16 protein-coding genes are annotated in these 15,667 nt (G+C 42.3%); 6 read left to right on the top strand and 10 right to left on the bottom strand.

All coding sequences use genetic code 11. From position 1 onward, the window contains the following. Positions 1-62 precede the first annotated feature (62 nt). Both NQ503_RS03985 and NQ503_RS03980 read left to right on the top strand, forming a co-directional pair. Positions 63-950, top strand: a complete 888-nt coding sequence (locus tag NQ503_RS03985; RefSeq protein ID WP_005421924.1) for a carbohydrate ABC transporter permease — start codon at positions 63-65, stop codon at positions 948-950. Further along, entirely contained in the window at positions 950-1,795 is an 846-nt protein-coding gene (locus NQ503_RS03980) for a carbohydrate ABC transporter permease (RefSeq protein ID WP_005421922.1), read from the top strand. The genes NQ503_RS03985 and NQ503_RS03980 overlap by 1 nt, the downstream gene beginning before the upstream one ends. A 70-nt stretch (positions 1,796-1,865) precedes the next feature. Here the strand turns inward: NQ503_RS03980 and NQ503_RS03975 are convergent, their stop codons facing one another. Next, complete coding sequence (locus tag NQ503_RS03975; RefSeq protein WP_044924714.1) at positions 1,866-2,969, bottom strand: phosphotransferase enzyme family protein; 1,104 nt, start codon at positions 2,967-2,969, stop codon at positions 1,866-1,868. Then, positions 2,970-3,899, bottom strand: a complete 930-nt coding sequence (locus tag NQ503_RS03970; protein ID WP_044924712.1) for a sugar phosphate nucleotidyltransferase — start codon at positions 3,897-3,899, stop codon at positions 2,970-2,972. A gap of 241 nt (positions 3,900-4,140) precedes the next feature. Here NQ503_RS03970 and NQ503_RS03965 point away from each other — a divergent pair, with 241 nt between their 5' ends. After that, positions 4,141-5,046 (top strand): AraC family transcriptional regulator, encoded by a 906-nt coding sequence (locus NQ503_RS03965; RefSeq protein ID WP_005421917.1) that lies wholly within the window; start codon positions 4,141-4,143, stop codon positions 5,044-5,046. A gap of 73 nt (positions 5,047-5,119) precedes the next feature. After that, entirely contained in the window at positions 5,120-5,851 is a 732-nt protein-coding gene (gene nagB / locus NQ503_RS03960; RefSeq protein WP_005421915.1) for a glucosamine-6-phosphate deaminase, read from the top strand. A 36-nt stretch (positions 5,852-5,887) separates the two neighbouring features. Here nagB and NQ503_RS03955 read toward each other — a convergent pair whose 3' ends face one another. The 7 genes from NQ503_RS03955 to yedE form a co-directional block, all read right to left on the bottom strand. Further along, a complete protein-coding gene (locus NQ503_RS03955; protein WP_259893408.1) occupies positions 5,888-7,219 on the bottom strand; it encodes a sensor histidine kinase in 1,332 nt (443 codons plus the stop codon). A 1-nt stretch (position 7,220) separates the two neighbouring features. Beyond that, positions 7,221-7,889: a winged helix-turn-helix domain-containing protein gene (locus NQ503_RS03950; RefSeq protein ID WP_005421905.1), complete on the bottom strand. Its 669-nt coding sequence runs from the start codon at positions 7,887-7,889 to the stop codon at positions 7,221-7,223. A 40-nt stretch (positions 7,890-7,929) separates the two neighbouring features. Next, positions 7,930-9,696 (bottom strand): Na/Pi cotransporter family protein, encoded by a 1,767-nt coding sequence (locus NQ503_RS03945; RefSeq protein WP_005421901.1) that lies wholly within the window; start codon positions 9,694-9,696, stop codon positions 7,930-7,932. Positions 9,697-9,837: 141 nt separating this feature from the next. After that, positions 9,838-10,338 carry a GreA/GreB family elongation factor gene (locus NQ503_RS03940; protein ID WP_022388667.1) on the bottom strand — a complete coding sequence of 167 codons (501 nt, stop codon included), beginning with the start codon at positions 10,336-10,338 and terminating at the stop codon, positions 9,838-9,840. Between the two features lie 248 nt (positions 10,339-10,586). Continuing rightward, positions 10,587-10,826, bottom strand: a complete 240-nt coding sequence (locus tag NQ503_RS03935; protein ID WP_044924727.1) for a putative Se/S carrier protein — start codon at positions 10,824-10,826, stop codon at positions 10,587-10,589. Next, the gene (locus NQ503_RS03930) at positions 10,826-11,032 is read right to left on the bottom strand and encodes a sulfurtransferase TusA family protein (RefSeq protein WP_005421894.1); all 207 of its coding nucleotides are present in this window, start codon (positions 11,030-11,032) and stop codon (positions 10,826-10,828) included. Before NQ503_RS03930 ends, NQ503_RS03935 begins: the two co-directional genes overlap by 1 nt. Before the next feature lie 27 nt (positions 11,033-11,059). After that, positions 11,060-12,124: a YedE family putative selenium transporter gene (yedE, locus tag NQ503_RS03925; protein WP_005421891.1), complete on the bottom strand. Its 1,065-nt coding sequence runs from the start codon at positions 12,122-12,124 to the stop codon at positions 11,060-11,062. Positions 12,125-12,313: 189 nt separating this feature from the next. Between yedE and NQ503_RS03920 the strand changes: the two genes are divergently transcribed. Both NQ503_RS03920 and NQ503_RS03915 read left to right on the top strand, forming a co-directional pair. Continuing rightward, positions 12,314-13,495, top strand: a complete 1,182-nt coding sequence (locus tag NQ503_RS03920; RefSeq protein ID WP_005421890.1) for an aminotransferase class V-fold PLP-dependent enzyme — start codon at positions 12,314-12,316, stop codon at positions 13,493-13,495. A gap of 68 nt (positions 13,496-13,563) precedes the next feature. Beyond that, entirely contained in the window at positions 13,564-14,460 is an 897-nt protein-coding gene (locus tag NQ503_RS03915; protein WP_259893405.1) for a selenium metabolism-associated LysR family transcriptional regulator, read from the top strand. A 4-nt stretch (positions 14,461-14,464) separates the two neighbouring features. On the opposite strand, the gene NQ503_RS03910 is transcribed toward NQ503_RS03915, so the two are convergent. After that, positions 14,465-15,601, bottom strand: a complete 1,137-nt coding sequence (locus NQ503_RS03910) for a ComEC/Rec2 family competence protein (RefSeq protein ID WP_005421884.1) — start codon at positions 15,599-15,601, stop codon at positions 14,465-14,467. Positions 15,602-15,667: the final 66 nt, after the last annotated feature.

Raw genomic sequence — 15,667 nt, 5'->3', positions numbered from 1 at the left:
TTTGAAAATTTCTGTTAAAAACTTCTCAGAAAATTTTTAACAAATGATTTGGTGGTGTTATTATGAAAAAAAAGAAAACTCTGGCTGCTCTGGAGCCCTATCTGTGGTTGCTCCCAAGCATCCTTCTTATGACAATCTTCATACTCTTTCCAATCTTTGAAGTATTTCGTACTTCAATGAGCGAAGTGAGTAAGGCCGGACTTGTAAAAGGCTTCTGTGGATTTGACAACTTTGCAAAAGTCCTCAGAGGTTCTACCTTTAAACTGGTTCTCAAAAATACACTTGTATGGACCATTGCCGTTGTTGTGATCTCTACTGTGTTTGGTTTTATCCTGGCACTTGTACTGAACAACAAGTTCCGTTTCCGTAAAGCCGTTCGTGCAATTATTGTATTCCCATGGGCTACTTCCCTGATCATTCAGGCAGGTGTCTGGAAATTCATCATTGATAAAGATTACGGTGCACTGAATACACTTTTAATGAAAATCGGTCTGATCTCCAGCCCGGTAAACTGGACTCCTACCCCTGGTGCATATTTTGCATGGGAAATTTTTGTAGGTATCTTTGTTACCGTGCCATTCGTTACCTTCTGTGTACTTTCCGGTCTGCAGAGCATTGATAACTCTTATTATGAAGCTGCAACTGTTGATGGAGCAAATTACTGGCAAAAACTGTTTAAGATCACACTTCCGCTGGTAAAATCTTCTCTGACTGTAAGTACTGTGTTGAATATTATTTATGTATTCAACTCCTTCCCAATTATCTGGACCATTACCAAGGGTGATCCGGCAAGCCGTACCGATACCCTTGTTACATACCTTTATAAACTAGCCTTCTACAAAGGCAAATCCGGTGAAGCAGCTGCAGTCTCTGTGATTGGTTTCCTGATTCTGTGTATCTGTGCTTCTGTTTATATGGTACTTTCACTGAGAAAGGAGGATGAAGACTAATGAAAAAAACACGTGACACCAAAAGCATACTCCTTCGAGTTCTTCTTTATCTTTTTGTAATTCTGGTGGTATTGGTTACATTGTATCCATACTTTGTTATGTTCACAACAGCAGCCAAAAGCCGTGCAGAAATTTATTCCACCGATGGAACGCTCCTGCCAATCCACTGGTTGTGGCAAAATTTCAAAGACATCTGGACTCTGGCTCCACTTTCGAGATACTTTATCAATTCACTGATCGTTGCAGGTGGTTCCACTCTGATCGCGATCGTATGTGGTATCCCGGCAGCCTATGCACTTGCACGAATGAAATTCAAAGGTAAAAAAATCTTCCTGGGAATTGTCATTATTTCTCAGATGTTTGCACCGGTTGTCCTTCTGGTAGGTATCTACAAAATCATGTCCACTTTTGGCATGACAGACAGTCTCGTAGGGCTGGTATTTATCAATGCAGCATTTAACCAGGCATTTGCAATCTGGCTGCTGCGCGGTACCTTTATCTCCATTTCTCCTGAAATGGAACAGGCAGCTACCGTAGACGGCTGTGGAAAGGTTTCTGCCCTGATCCGTATCCTTCTTCCTGTAGCAGCACCTGGTATCGTTACTGCCCTGATTTTCGTATTCATCAACGCCTGGAACGAATATACCGTTGCTCTGACATTGATTTCTACAGATGTCCTGAAACCTCTGACAGTCGGTATTACAATCTTCAATGGCTACAATATGGTGGAATGGCAGTATCTGTTTGCATCCTCTCTGTTTGCAACAGTGCCAGTTATTATTCTTTTTGTCGCAATCGAGAAACACCTTGTCGGCGGTCTTACTTCCGGTGGTGTCAAAGGCTGATATGCACACTAAAAAAGCTTCGGAGCTGTTCACAAAGTTCCGAAGCTTTTTTATTTGATCATATTTAATATTATTTATATTTCTGAATGATTGCATTCATCTGCGGCAGTTTTTCCTGCATATCTTTAACAAGAGTAAGCTGTGTCCTGCAGCGGTCAAGGTTGTGCCCCTCACGATGAATATGGAAATAATGATCACCCTCCAGATGATCAGTCAGGAAACGGATCCCATTCTCAAATGTCATAAGGATCGCCCCCATCGGCAGCATGTCGATTTCTAAATCGGTCAGTGCTCCTCCACATCCTTCAATAAATCCCCTCGCATATACATCAAAAAGATGAAGATCACAGGATACCTTTGAAAGATCCTGCTCATCTTCCAGCGCAGTACTTGCTCCAAAACGAATAGAATCGCCAAAATCATTTGCAGTAAGGCCAGGCATAACCGTATCCAGATCGATGACACAGATTGCCTTTCCTGTCTCATCGTCAATCATGATATTGTTCAGTTTCGTATCATTATGTGTAACTCGAAGAGGAAGTCTTCCATCCAGCTGCAGATCATACAGTGCATGTGTCAGTTCTTCTCTTTCGAGAATAAAATCAATTTCTTTCTGAACAGAAGCAGCTCTTCCACAGATATCCTCTGCAACTGCTTTCTTAAATTTCTCCAGACGATCCGGTGTATTATGAAAATCCTTGATTGTCTCATGCAGAGTTTCTGCCGGATAATCCGCAAGAAGTCTCTGGAAATGTCCAAAAGCCACTGCACTCTGATAAAAATCATTATCATCCTTTACTGCATCATAGCAGGTCGCACCTTCTATAAAGAGATATACTCTCCAGTATTCTCCTGTAGAATCTACAAAATACGGAAGGCCATCATTACTTTTTACCAAAGTAAGCGTCTCTCTCTCCGGATCTCCGCCATTCTCGATGATCTTTTTACGAAGCCAGGCAGTAACGCCGCTGACATTCTCCATCAGTTCTACCGGTTTCTTAAAAATACTCTTACTCATTCTCTGCAGAATATAACGTTTTGTTCCCTGTGGTGTCTCGTAGGTCAGTCTGTATGTATCATTAATATGTCCACTTCCATATCGGATACATTCTTTCAGTTCACCCGGCAGTTTAAATCCATCAATTGCTTCGTGCACTTTATTACTGGTCTCCACTTATGCTTCCTCCCACAGTTTCTGCGGATACAGACCCTGATCTTTCAGATTCTGGATTGCAGTCATTACCATTGGTTTATCTTCTTTGTAAGTAACTCCATACCATTTATCTTCGGATTTTAGCACCTTGACAGTAGCTTTCTTTTCCTGAAGAAGTTCATCCACAACAAACGGAAGGAAGTATTCACCTTTCATCGGGTTATTCTTGATCGCATCATCCAGGAATGCTGTGAAACGCTCTTTTAATTCCTTAAGGATGCTGTTCGAAAATCCCCACATATTCATGGAAACAATACTGCCTTCCGGAAGCATTGTCCAAGATTTCCCATCGTCTTCTGTATATGCCGTACCTCCATCATGTTTCTCGATATGAGTACGCTCATTGATCTTGATCAGATGACCTTCCTCATCTGTCACGCATACCCCTCTGGCAACATGACCATTCTCTGTCAGAGTATTTTCCAGACGATATCCAACCATCATATAATGGTAAACATCTTCTTTTTCCTGCTCAGAGGTCAGGAAATCATATGCCATCTTAAATGCATGTACTCCATAATAGTCATCTGCATTGATAACAGCAAATGGTCCGTCAATCTCATCAATACAGCTTAAGACGGCATGACCGGTTCCCCATGGTTTTACTCGGCCTTCCGGAACAGTATAGCCTTCCGGAAGATTATCAAGTTCCTGGAACACATATGCAACTTCGATCTGCTTACTCAGACGGTCTCCGATTGCTTCACGGAATGCCTGTTCATTTTCTTTCTTTATGATAAATACAACTTTTTCAAATCCGGCTCTCACTGCATCATAAATAGAAAAATCCATAATAATATGACCTTCTTTATCGATCGGATCGATCTGTTTCAGTCCACCGTAACGGCTTCCCATTCCCGCAGCCATAACTACTAAAACTGGTTTCTTCATCAATTTTCCCTCCTGTTTCTTCATACTCTTTTAAATCGTACAACAGAATTTCAGATATGACAACAAATAATTTTATTTCCCATACCATATTACCTTTTTTTCATTTTTAGTATTTGCACAAAAAAATTATATTTTTGCACATTATCAATAATGATTTGACTATTTATCACAAATTCATTAGTATAATATTTACAAGCAATATTATAAATGACGAACATCATCTGACCAAGGAGGTTATCCCGTGGCATATCAGAGCATTCAACTGGATCAGGAACTATTTGTATCAGATATTTATACAATTCATTACTACGAATACAGAAATGATTTTCATTTCGATGGTGAACGTCATGATTTCTGGGAATTTCAATGTGTAGATAAAGGTGCTGCCGAAGTTATCACAGACAATGGTACCTATACTCTCACACGCAGTCAGGTCATCTTTCATCGTCCAAATGAATTTCATACTTTGAAAGCAAATGGCAGAACTGCACCAAATATCATTGTAATCTCTTTTACGTGCAATTCCCCATGTATGAAATTTTTTGAAAATAAAATACTCGAATTTTCCGATACCGAACGAAGTATTCTGGGACGCATTATTGCGGAAGCAAGAAACTGTTTTGCTTCTCCCCTGGATAATCCATATCTTGAAAAAATGGTCAAAAAAAGTACTGTCCCTTTTGGTTCTCAGAAGCTTCTGACGCTGTATCTCGAAGAACTTCTGATCCATATGATCCGCAGATACACTATCGCACATTATTCTGCTTCTGCAGGGATTTATGATTCCTGTCAGACAAGCTCTGAAACCTGCCGGAATATCATCCACTATCTCGGAGAACATGTGCGGCAGTCTCTGACGATTGAAGATATCTCCAAGGACAATATGATTGGACGTTCTCAGCTTCAAAAGCTTTTCCGTGAAGAATATCAGTGCGGAGTTATCGAATTCTTTTCCCGTATGAAGATTGACTTTGCCAAACAGCTGATTCGTGAAAATGATATGAATTTTACACAGATATCTGATTTTCTGGGATATTCTTCCATCCATTATTTTTCCAGACAGTTCAAAAAGCTGTCCGGCATGACACCAACAGAATACGCCACATCCATCAAGGCATTATCTGAACGTCCACAATCTCAATCTTAAACATGACGAATACAAAAATATATATAATAAATGTAAATGCACATGTCCACTAAACGGACAAGAAGGAGGAAACATGCAAATCTGTAAAGTAAAAAATTATCAGGAACTCAGCCGAAAGGCGGCCAATCTGATTGCGGCACAGATAATTCTGAAACCGGACAGTATTCTTGGCCTTGCTACAGGTTCATCTCCTGTTGGAACTTATGAACATCTGGTAGAAATGTACGAAAACGGTGACCTGGATTTTTCTCAGGTAACGACTGTCAATCTCGATGAATATAAAGGACTGGCTGGTTCTGATGAACAGAGCTACCGCTATTTTATGAATACCCATCTGTTCCACAAAATAAATATCAACCATGCAAATACATACGTTCCGAACGGCACAGAACCAGATGCTGAAAAAGCATGCCAGGCATATAACGAACTGCTTCACAAGATCGGTCCAGCTGATATCCAGATTCTCGGGCTTGGTCACGATGGACATATTGGTTTTAATGAACCATCCGACCATTTTGAAAACGAGACTCACTGCGTAGATTTGACTGAAACTACGATTCAGGCCAACAAACGATTCTTTGACAGCGAAAAGGATGTTCCAAAACAGGCATATACCATGGGAATCGGAACGATCATGCGATGCCGGAAGATTCTTGTAGTTGTCAGCGGTAAAGATAAAGCTGAAATTCTGAAACAGGTCATTCAAGGCCCAGTCACTCCAGAAGTTCCAGGATCGATCTTACAGTTCCACCCGGACTGCACGATCATTGCTGATGAAGCAGCCCTTTCTGCAATGGACTTCTGAATTTGAATTCTGTAACGCTAAAAGGAGCCGGTGTTCTCAGAACACCAGCTCCATTTTTGTACCCTTGCCAGGCTCACTTTTCAGTTTTATCTCTGCATTATGAAGGATTGCTCCATGTTTTACAATAGAAAGTCCAAGGCCTGTTCCACCGGTCGCACGGGAATGGCTTTTATCGACCCGGTAAAAACGTTCAAAAATTCTCTTCTGTTCATTTTCCGGAATACCGATTCCATTATCTTCCACACGGTAAAAAGCATGTCCATTGACTGTTCCCGTAAAAATATTTACTGTACCATTCTGATCCGTATAACGAATTGCATTATCCGCAATATTATACAGCATCTCATAGATCACATGCCGTACCCCCTGTACCGTTACCGCATTCCCCTCAAGTGATACATTTATATTTTTTTTCGAAGCCGCACTGTCCAGATGCAAAACAATGTCCTCTGCCAGTTCATACAGATCTACCAGTTCAAACGGAAGGTCACTGTTTTTTTCATCCAGTCTGGAAAGCTGAATGATATCTGCGACCAGCGCACTCAGACGACTTGCTTCATGATAAATCCTGCCCGAAAATTCCGGCACCTTTTCATCAGGAACCATCCCATTCATCATAAGTTCTGCATATCCGGAGATTGACATAAGTGGTGTCTTGAGCTCATGCGAAACATTTGCCGAAAATTCTCTGCGCACTGCTTCTGCCTCTTTCAGTTCTTCCATCTGTTTGGCGATCTGTTTATTCTGCTGATCCACCCTTCCAAGAAGCGGACGTAATTCTTCATATGCCACATCCTTGAGCGGCTCTTCCAGATTCAGTGTATTAATTGGCTCGATCAGATCTTTTGTCTGTTTGCGGACCAGAATAAATGTCACTGCAAAAATCAGAATCAGCAGTCCTCCAAGCAGTACCGAACTCGATAACATCGTATAAAACACACTATCCGTTGTTCTTCCAACACGCAGGATGTCTCCATCATCCAGTTTTACCGCACAATAAAAATTCTGTTTTGACAATGTTTCCGAGTATCTCAGTGATTCCGCGTATCCATTCTTCTCTGCCTGAATAAATTCCGGACGGTTACTGTGATTTTCAAGTTCTGCAGAATTCTCCAGCGAATCGAACAGGACATTTCCCTTTGGATCAAGTAGCGTAATGCGGGCTGAAGTAGCCTTTCCAAGTGCATCATCCAGATAGGAATTACCCATCTTTTCTACGCCATCCTGCACATATTTCAGGCTGTCCCGGACACTTTCCTTCAGATCTTCATTGTATTTACCATACATGACCAGTCCTGCTGCAAGAAATGTCAGAAGTACAGAAACAACTACCAGTATACAGGTATGATTCAGTATTTTTTTCCTCATATCATGCTCCTATCCGATAGCCGACGCCACGCACCGTTTCTATCAAGTTGCCTGCTTCTCCCAGTTTCTGACGAAGCGTACGGACATGCACATCCACCGTTCTTGTTTCTCCATCAAAATCATATCCCCATACATGACAGAGAATCTGATTTCTGGTCATGACCAGACCTTTGTTTTCCATCAAATACTGAAGAAGTTCAAATTCTTTTCTGGTCAGTTCTACTTTTTCCTCTTTCCAGTAAACTTTATGTCTGCCCACAGACAATCTCAGATCATCACATTTCAGTTCTTTGTCTTCTTCCTGTCTTGAACAGCGCCTGAGAACCGCTTTGACTCTGGCAACAAACTCCATCATTCCAAACGGTTTGGTGATATAATCATCCGCGCCTGCTTCCAAACCTCTTACTTTATCGTACTCCGCTTCTTTTGCCGTCACCATGATCACCGGAATATTTTGGGTTTCCGATGAAGCTTTCAGACGTTCCAGAATGCTGTATCCATCTTCTCCCGGAAGCATGATATCCAGAAGGATCAGATCCGGCAGTTCTTCTTTCAGTGCATCTTTCAGTTCTTTACTGTTTGCCATCCCTCTTGCAGAAAACCCGGTCGTTTCCAGTGTATAGATCAGCAGCTCTCTGATATTTTTTTCGTCTTCCACACAATAGATCATTCAGCATAATTCCTTTCTGTCCGGGAGCCCTGCAAATATTCTACGGAAGTACATACTCTTTCTGCAGTTCTTCCAGACGGTTATAATATGCATCATCCGGTTCATTCTTCATACTTTCCAGATGACTGTGTGTATCATAAAGATTCTCTCTTACCTGCGTGATGCAGACGCTGATATTCGAACAGTGATCTGCAATTCTTTCCAGACTGGTAAGAAGATCTGTCAGAATAAATCCCATTTCAATCGTACATTCTCCGGAACGAAGCCGATTAATATGACGACGTTTTAATTCTTTGCTTAATTCATCTACTATTTCTTCCAGTGGTTCTACATCCTCTGTCAGATTCAGATCCTGCTTGTCAAAAATCTGATATGCTGTATCTACGATCCTGCTAACGGCAGCGATCAGGACCTGCAGCTCATTTCGTGCCTGAGCTGAAAAAGTAAGCTTTTTCTCATGAAGTTCCTGTGCTGACTCCATAATATTGACCGCATGGTCTGAGATTCGTTCAAAATCTCCGATACAATGCAACATCGTTGATACACTATGGCTGTCTCTCTCTGAGAGATTTTTGTTATTCAGCTTTACAAGATATGTTCCAAGCTCATCCTCATAACGGTCTACTTTTGACTCAATCTCCTGTACATGTTCTGCCTGTTCTTCACTGTAATCATAGATCAGATCCAGAGCAATATTAAGTGCCTTTCTGGAATCTTTCTCCATGTGTCTTGCTGCATTTCTTCCCTGTTCCACTGCAAAAGCAGGTTTTTCAAGGAAACGAGATTCCAGGATCATAAACTCCTGATCCTCTTTGCTGACTTCATCTTTCTTGTCATCACAGATTGTAAGACAGGCAAGTTTTACAAGCAGATTAGAGAATGGCAGCCATACCAGTGTTGCCGTGATATTAAACACGCTGTGAGTGATCGCGATCGTTGCCGGTGTCGCCATCTGTGTCATAAACGGAAAATGAACAGCAGCATTGATCATATAGAACAGAATCATGAATACCACGGTTCCGATCAAATTGAAATACAGATGGATCATCGCTGCACGTTTTGCATTCTTATTCGCTCCAATTGCGGACAAAAGTGCTGTCACACAAGTACCAATATTCTGTCCCATGATGATCGGAAATGCAGAACTGAACGGTACTGCGCCAGTCATACAAAGTGCCTGCAGAATACCTACGGATGCAGAAGATGACTGAATGATCGCGGTCAGTATCGTACCTGCAAGGATACCGGCAACCGGGTTGGAAAATTTCAGAAGAAGGCCCGTAAATTCCGGTACATCAGCCAGAGGTTTCACAGCTCCACTCATACTTTCCATACCAAACATCAGTACTGCAAAACCAAGCATAATCGTACCGATGTCTTTCTTGCGGGAACTTTTTGTAAACGTCAGTAATATAATTCCGACCATTGCGAGGATTGGTGAAAAAGAACTCGGCTTCAGCAGGCTGATAAAAAAGTTGCTGCTTTCAATTCCGGTCAGACTCAAGATCCAGGATGTAATCGTAGTACCAATATTGGCACCCATAATGATTCCGACCGCCTGTGTCAGTTTCATGATACCAGAATTTACAAAACCAACGACCATAACGGTTGTTGCAGATGAGGACTGAATAACTGCCGTCACACACATGCCCAGAAGAACTGCTTTCCATTTACTGGATGTAAGGTTCTCAAGGATCTGTTCCAGCTTCCCGCCTGAAACTTTGGCAAGTCCATCTCCCATAACCTGCATTCCATACAGGAACATGGCGAGACCTCCTAATAATGTCAATATACTGAAAAAATTCATATTATTCTCCTTTACCTGAATTTAATATATTTTCATCATATTGACACCTTGTAAAGTTCTCACCAGTATTATGTTAAATCTTTGTAAAATCGAATTTTGTCAAAAAATGCCGCTTTCTGTCTGGTTTTAAAATCTGTCCTTTTAAAAACTGCGGATATTTTCACCTTCATCTCCGGTCTTGTCAATCGATTTGACACGCAGATAATAGCTGACATTCTCATTGACATTGACCAATACACGGTCACCTACTCGATGACCTTTAAGGGCTTTCCCGATCGGAGATTCGATGCTGACACGGTTTTCCATGGAATTTCCACGGATGGATGTGACAAGTTTATACTTTTCCACTTCTCCATCTTCTTCAAACTCTACTTCAACAATATCATCCATTCCAACTTCATCGGACTTCGAAGAATCATCTACAACTGTTGCTGTTTTCAGCATTCTCTCCAGATAGCGGATACGGCTTTCGTTCTGATTCTTGTGTTTCTTCGCTGCATAATATTCAAAGTTTTCACTTAAATCACCCTGCGCACGGGCCTCTTTTACTGCCTCAATTGCTTCTTTTCGAATAACAAGCTTACGATGTTCAATCTCTTCTTCTATTTTTTCTATATCTCTTTTTGTAAGTCTTTCTCCCATATCTGTCACTCCTGTAACTTTTTTATACAGAGAATATACGCTAAAAACGATCTTCTGCTGTAACTTCTGATTGCCTATCAGTATACACGAATTCCTCTGGAATGTATACCCGTGCCACACCAACATTAAATAATCTTCAATTTCCTATAAAAAGAGCCTGAAAAAAAGATACCTTTAAAAAGCAGCATCAATTCTTTCAGACTCTTACCTTATGAATTCCTCATTCTGTTTTCAAGAATGATATAATTTTATTCCCCATCTGCATGGTAAATACACACATATCCGGAATCCTCAATCCGGACGATCTGCTCCACCTCTTCATTCTTCTCCGGAAATTCACCCTCTGCCACAAAACGGACACAGGTTCCGCAGGAAGAACTCAAATCTCGTGGAACCGGCATGACGAGCGCCTCCAGATGCATTTTTTCACAGTTTTTTCGAAACTGTATTGCACCATAATGGGAATAAAAAGTCGCAATATATGTCATCATTTTGTTATTTTAAGCAGGAAATCGTCTCCCTGTTCTTCCACATTCACCTGATATCCCTGATGCATCACAAATCGAGAAACATTTTCTTTCGCAACTACATTATCTACCAGCACTTCATATTCTGCTTCTTTTGAAGCCATTGCAGTCTTAGTCTGAATGACTGGCTCCGGACAGGACAGTCCTCTTGCGTCTACTCGCTTCATCTTTCATTCTCCTTTCAGTTCTTTTACTCAGGCTTCTTCTTTTCTCATTGAATTGATCACTGCAATAGCTGCAACCACAACGATGCCGATCACAACTGCAATCTTACCATTTGCAGTCGGTCCGTCTGCGGAAGATGCCAGGCCAAAGTTATGTGCAAAAGCAGCTCCTGCCATCAGACCAAGCACTGTAACAACAGAGTCTGTATTTCCTTCTCCTGACAGAATCAGCTGACGCATCGGACAACCTCCAAGAAGAATGCAGCCAAACCCGGCCAGATACATGCCAAGTGCATTCCACAGTCCGTCTGTATGTGCGATTGGCTGTCCGACAAATCCTGGGTGGAAAAATCCAAGTGCCACATTCATGATCAGCGCACTGACAAGAATTGCTACAAAACCAAAGAGTAGTTTATATTCTCCAAAAAGAACTGCATCGCGGATGCCGCCAACCATACAGAGACGTGTTCTCTGTGCAAGGATACCAACAATCACACCAGCAGCAAGTGAAATTAGGATTGCTGCATGTTTGGCTCCCGGTCCGCCTTCCGGCTCCGTAAAATGAATAAATGCCGGTGCTGCTACCAGAAGAATCAGCACCACAATCTGGAATGCCGGATATACAGCTCCCTCCAGTTTCGGCATCTTGTAGGAACGTTTCAGCGTGTAACCTTTTTTCAGGAAGAATGTTCCCGTAAGGATACCTGCTGCAAATCCTACCAGACCAAAAATGGCGTTTCCGTCACCACCAGCCAGACGCAGAATCATTCGGAACGGACACCCAAGGAACATCAGACATCCGATCATAACAAAAGCTCCCAGTGTAAATCTGGTAACCGGTGCCGAACCACCTCTCGGACGAAATTCCTTTGTAATCAGTGACACGATGCATGCACCAAGCACCAGCCCGATGATCTCCGGACGGATGTACTGTACCGCAGCTGCAGAATGGAGTCCCAATGCTCCTGTAGTGTCTCGTAAGAAACAGGCGATACAGAATCCCATGTTCGCCGGATTTCCAAAGAACACCAGCATTGCTGAGATCACACCGATCAGCACGCCTGCCACAACGATCGTTGTTTTTTCTTTTTTCATTTGTTGTTACCTCCCTTTCCCTCTTATGCTAATTTTTTTGTTTATAGCATACATTCTTTGTATAAAATAATAACATTTCATTGACAAAAAAGCTAATTCATTATAGTCTTGTTTTATAGCTATTTATAGAAATATTTTATAAATAATCCTGATATCTGTTATCAGAATATCTGAATCGAGGTTATAGTTATGGCAAAAATATATCTGGATCAGGCAAGTACTTCCTATCCAAAGGCTCCCTCCGTGGCACAGGCTGTTTACGATTACCTGAATGGTTCTGCTGTCAATGTGAACCGTGGAGGTTATCAGGCTGCCTATTCTGTTGAAGAACAGATCTTCGAGACTCGCGAACAGCTTCTCCGCCTGTTTCATTTCACATCCGGAAAAGGCAAAAATGTAATCTTCACTCCCAATATCACGACCAGTCTGAATATTCTTCTGAAAGGACTGCTGAAATCCGGAGACCATGTACTTGTTTCCTCTATGGAACACAATGCGGTCATGCGTCCGCTGGTACAGCTTACCCGGCATGGAGTCACTTTTGACCGTATTCCATGCTCTGCGGACGGTTCTCTTCTTATAGAAAAAGCAGAAGAACTTCTTAAACCGAACACCCGGCTTCTCGTCTGTCTGCACGCTTCTAATGTCTGTGGAACCATGATGCCGGTACAGGAACTTGGAAAATTCTGTAAGAAACATGGACTTCTTTTTATCCTGGATACTGCCCAGACAGCCGGTACTGTCCCAATCGATATGGAGGCACTTCAGCTGGACGCTCTTGCTTTCACCGGACATAAAGGTCTTCGCGGTCCACAGGGTACCGGCGGTTTTCTGATCCGTAATGAACTCGCCTCCCAAATCGAGCCTCTCTTAAGCGGTGGAACCGGAAGTGTTTCCCATACAGAAGAAGTTCCGTCTTTTCTTCCTGATCGATTCGAACCAGGAACACCAAACATTCCCGGAATTCTCGGTCTGCATGCAGCACTCTGTGATCTGGAGCAGACAGATATGGGCAAGCTTCACCAACATGAACTGGAATTAACGCAGTATTTTATCAATGGACTCATGCAGATGGATCCATCTGAATCAACTCTTCGTGCAATAGGAAAACATAATACGATAGAACGTACTTCTGTCGTATCTGTCCAGACATTACAAACAGATATGGCACGCGTTGCCTATGAAATGGATGACACTTACGGAATCATGACACGTGTCGGACTTCACTGTGCCCCAAGTGCACACAAAACACTTGGCACTTACCCAGAAGGAACGATTCGTTTTTCTTTCGGACCAGAAAACACACATCACGAAGTTGATCTTGCTCTGCATGCCCTTGCAGAGATTACAGGTTCTCCATATCATTTATAAACTTTCATTTTTATCTGCTACTACTCACCCGTATGCAGTAATTTTTCATTATTAAGGGGTATCACATCATGGAATTCAAACAATTAGAAGCTTTTGTTGCCGTTGTTGATTATGGAAGCTTTTCCGAAGCAGCACGAAAGCTTTATCTCACCCAGCCAACCATCAGTGCACATGTACGTTCACTGGAGGAAGAGCTGCATACAAAACTTATCATCCGCACCACCAAAAAAACGACGATCACTACAAAAGGTTACCAGCTCTACGACAGTGCTGTACGCATGCTGGAGATTCGTAACAACCTTCTCGAAAATTTCACTGGTGTCCAGAAACATATGATCGACCTTGCTGCATCCACGATTCCGTCTTCCTATCTGCTGCCGGAAATCCTGGCTGCCTACGGAAAAACGCACCCGGATACTTATTTTCACTCTATCCAGACAGATAGTGCAGAGTCCATCAACCGCGTCCTTGACGGCACTGTGGACCTGGCGCTGGTTGGACAGAATACCAGCGATGAGAGCTGTGTCTTTCTTCCTTTCTGTCAGGATGAACTTGTCATTGCAACCCCGGTAACCCAGCATTATCTGGAAATGCAGAATCATGCAATCACCTTTCAGGATTTTATGAAAGATCCGATCATTATCCGTGAAAAAGGTTCCGGCACAAAAAAAGAAATGGATATCTTTCTGGAAAAACTCGGTATTACATCCAGTGACCTCAATGTGATTGCCCGCATGAATGACCTGGAAAGTATTAAAAAATCCATTGTGAACGGACTGGGAATTTCCCTTCTCTCCGCACGCTCTACGATCGATCTGCAAAAAACAAAGCAGATTCTTCTTTTTCCACTTGAAGAATCTGCTCATAAAAGAACTTTTTATATTGTCTACAGTAAAAATCGTATTCTGAAGCCACATGTGCGCCAGTTTATTCGTTTTGTCCAGGATTTCTACAGGACTTACTAATTTTTTACCAGCACTTTTTGCAGGCTTCATATCCCTGTGAAAGTGCCTGTGCCTCTGTTTCCTGTGTCGCTTTGTCCGGGTTCATATTTCCGCAGTCCGGTCTGCTGTGATATTTGCTTCCGGTTGCAGAAATCCATACGGTGCGTCCCTGTGTATCAGAAGAAATATCCGGTGTCTCTGTTTCTACTGCCGGTGCAGAAGCAGTATCTTCTGAAGAATACTGTGCTGCCTGTGAGGTATCGCTGTTTGCACTCTGCTGCTTTGCATCTCCCGCCGCATAATCATTACATGGTTCCTGATTCCAGCTTATTGTGTCTCCATCAGAAAGAGCAATGATTGTTCCCTGAGCATCTGTACGATAAACCGGAATATTCATATCTCTCAGTTTTTCCATGGTCGATGCAGCTGGATGTCCATAAGAATTGTCCTGTCCGCAGCTGATCACTGCCCAGGACGGTGTAGATGCCTCCAGAAGATCCCAGGAAGTCGAAGATGCAGAACCATGATGTCCAAGACTTAACACATCGCAGTCCAGATTCATTCCTGTACTGATCATATCCTGTTCACTGGTCTCTTCTGCATCTCCCATAAACATAAAACTGTTGTTTCCGTTAACCAGACGGATGACTACCGAGTTATCGTTGCTGTTCTGGGAAATCCCATCCGGCGCCATGACAGTAAAGCTGCCAGTTCCAAACTCATAAGTATCTCCGACAGACGGATACTCCACAATGATCGCATGTGCAGTAGCAGTATTCATAAATGTATTAAACAGATCTGAGGTATGTACATAATCAGAACCCAGCACATGTTCCACTTCAAAATTATCCAGACATTTGACCAGTCCACCCAGGTGGTCTTCATCATAATGAGAAGAGATCATATAATCAATGGTCTCTACCTGCTGATTTTTCAGATACTGTACCACTTCATCCGCATGTGCCCGATTTCCACCATCATAAAGAAGATTTTCTCCTCCTGACTGGACGAGGATTGCCAGTCCCTGGCCAACATCAATAAAATGTACAGCCATATCACCCTGTCCTGCTGCCTGCGTGGAAACTGCATTTCCCGGAACTGCAAGCATAAATGCCAACAGAAGTGACATCAGAAATGTCATAAGTTTACTTTGTTTTTTCATAATCTTCTCCTTCCCTTATATCTTACAGATAACAGTTCCATATGTTTACAGGTTACTGTTCTCTCT

Origin of the sequence: Blautia obeum ATCC 29174, from assembly GCF_025147765.1 — a bacterium.
Lineage (GTDB): Bacteria > Bacillota > Clostridia > Lachnospirales > Lachnospiraceae > Blautia_A > Blautia_A obeum.
The sequence above is the reverse complement of the archived record's forward strand: the minus strand, read 5'-3'. Positions and strand labels throughout refer to the sequence as shown.

Excerpts from the sequence above, each read along its gene's own strand:
- NQ503_RS03985 (WP_005421924.1), top strand. The coding sequence starts at position 63 with ATGAAAAAAAAGAAAACTCTGGCTGCTCTGGAGCCCTATCTGTGGTTG.
- NQ503_RS03980 (WP_005421922.1), top strand. The coding sequence starts at position 950 with ATGAAAAAAACACGTGACACCAAAAGCATACTCCTTCGAGTTCTTCTT.
- NQ503_RS03970 (WP_044924712.1), bottom strand. The coding sequence starts at position 3,899 with ATGAAGAAACCAGTTTTAGTAGTTATGGCTGCGGGAATGGGAAGCCGT.
- nagB (WP_005421915.1), top strand. The coding sequence starts at position 5,120 with ATGCAAATCTGTAAAGTAAAAAATTATCAGGAACTCAGCCGAAAGGCG.
- NQ503_RS03955 (WP_259893408.1), bottom strand. The coding sequence starts at position 7,219 with ATGAGGAAAAAAATACTGAATCATACCTGTATACTGGTAGTTGTTTCT.
- NQ503_RS03950 (WP_005421905.1), bottom strand. The coding sequence starts at position 7,889 with ATGATCTATTGTGTGGAAGACGAAAAAAATATCAGAGAGCTGCTGATC.
- NQ503_RS03945 (WP_005421901.1), bottom strand. The coding sequence starts at position 9,696 with ATGAATTTTTTCAGTATATTGACATTATTAGGAGGTCTCGCCATGTTC.
- NQ503_RS03940 (WP_022388667.1), bottom strand. The coding sequence starts at position 10,338 with ATGGGAGAAAGACTTACAAAAAGAGATATAGAAAAAATAGAAGAAGAG.
- NQ503_RS03935 (WP_044924727.1), bottom strand. The coding sequence starts at position 10,826 with ATGACATATATTGCGACTTTTTATTCCCATTATGGTGCAATACAGTTT.
- NQ503_RS03930 (WP_005421894.1), bottom strand. The coding sequence starts at position 11,032 with ATGAAGCGAGTAGACGCAAGAGGACTGTCCTGTCCGGAGCCAGTCATT.
- yedE (WP_005421891.1), bottom strand. The coding sequence starts at position 12,124 with ATGAAAAAAGAAAAAACAACGATCGTTGTGGCAGGCGTGCTGATCGGT.
- NQ503_RS03920 (WP_005421890.1), top strand. The coding sequence starts at position 12,314 with ATGGCAAAAATATATCTGGATCAGGCAAGTACTTCCTATCCAAAGGCT.
- NQ503_RS03915 (WP_259893405.1), top strand. The coding sequence starts at position 13,564 with ATGGAATTCAAACAATTAGAAGCTTTTGTTGCCGTTGTTGATTATGGA.
- NQ503_RS03910 (WP_005421884.1), bottom strand. The coding sequence starts at position 15,601 with ATGAAAAAACAAAGTAAACTTATGACATTTCTGATGTCACTTCTGTTG.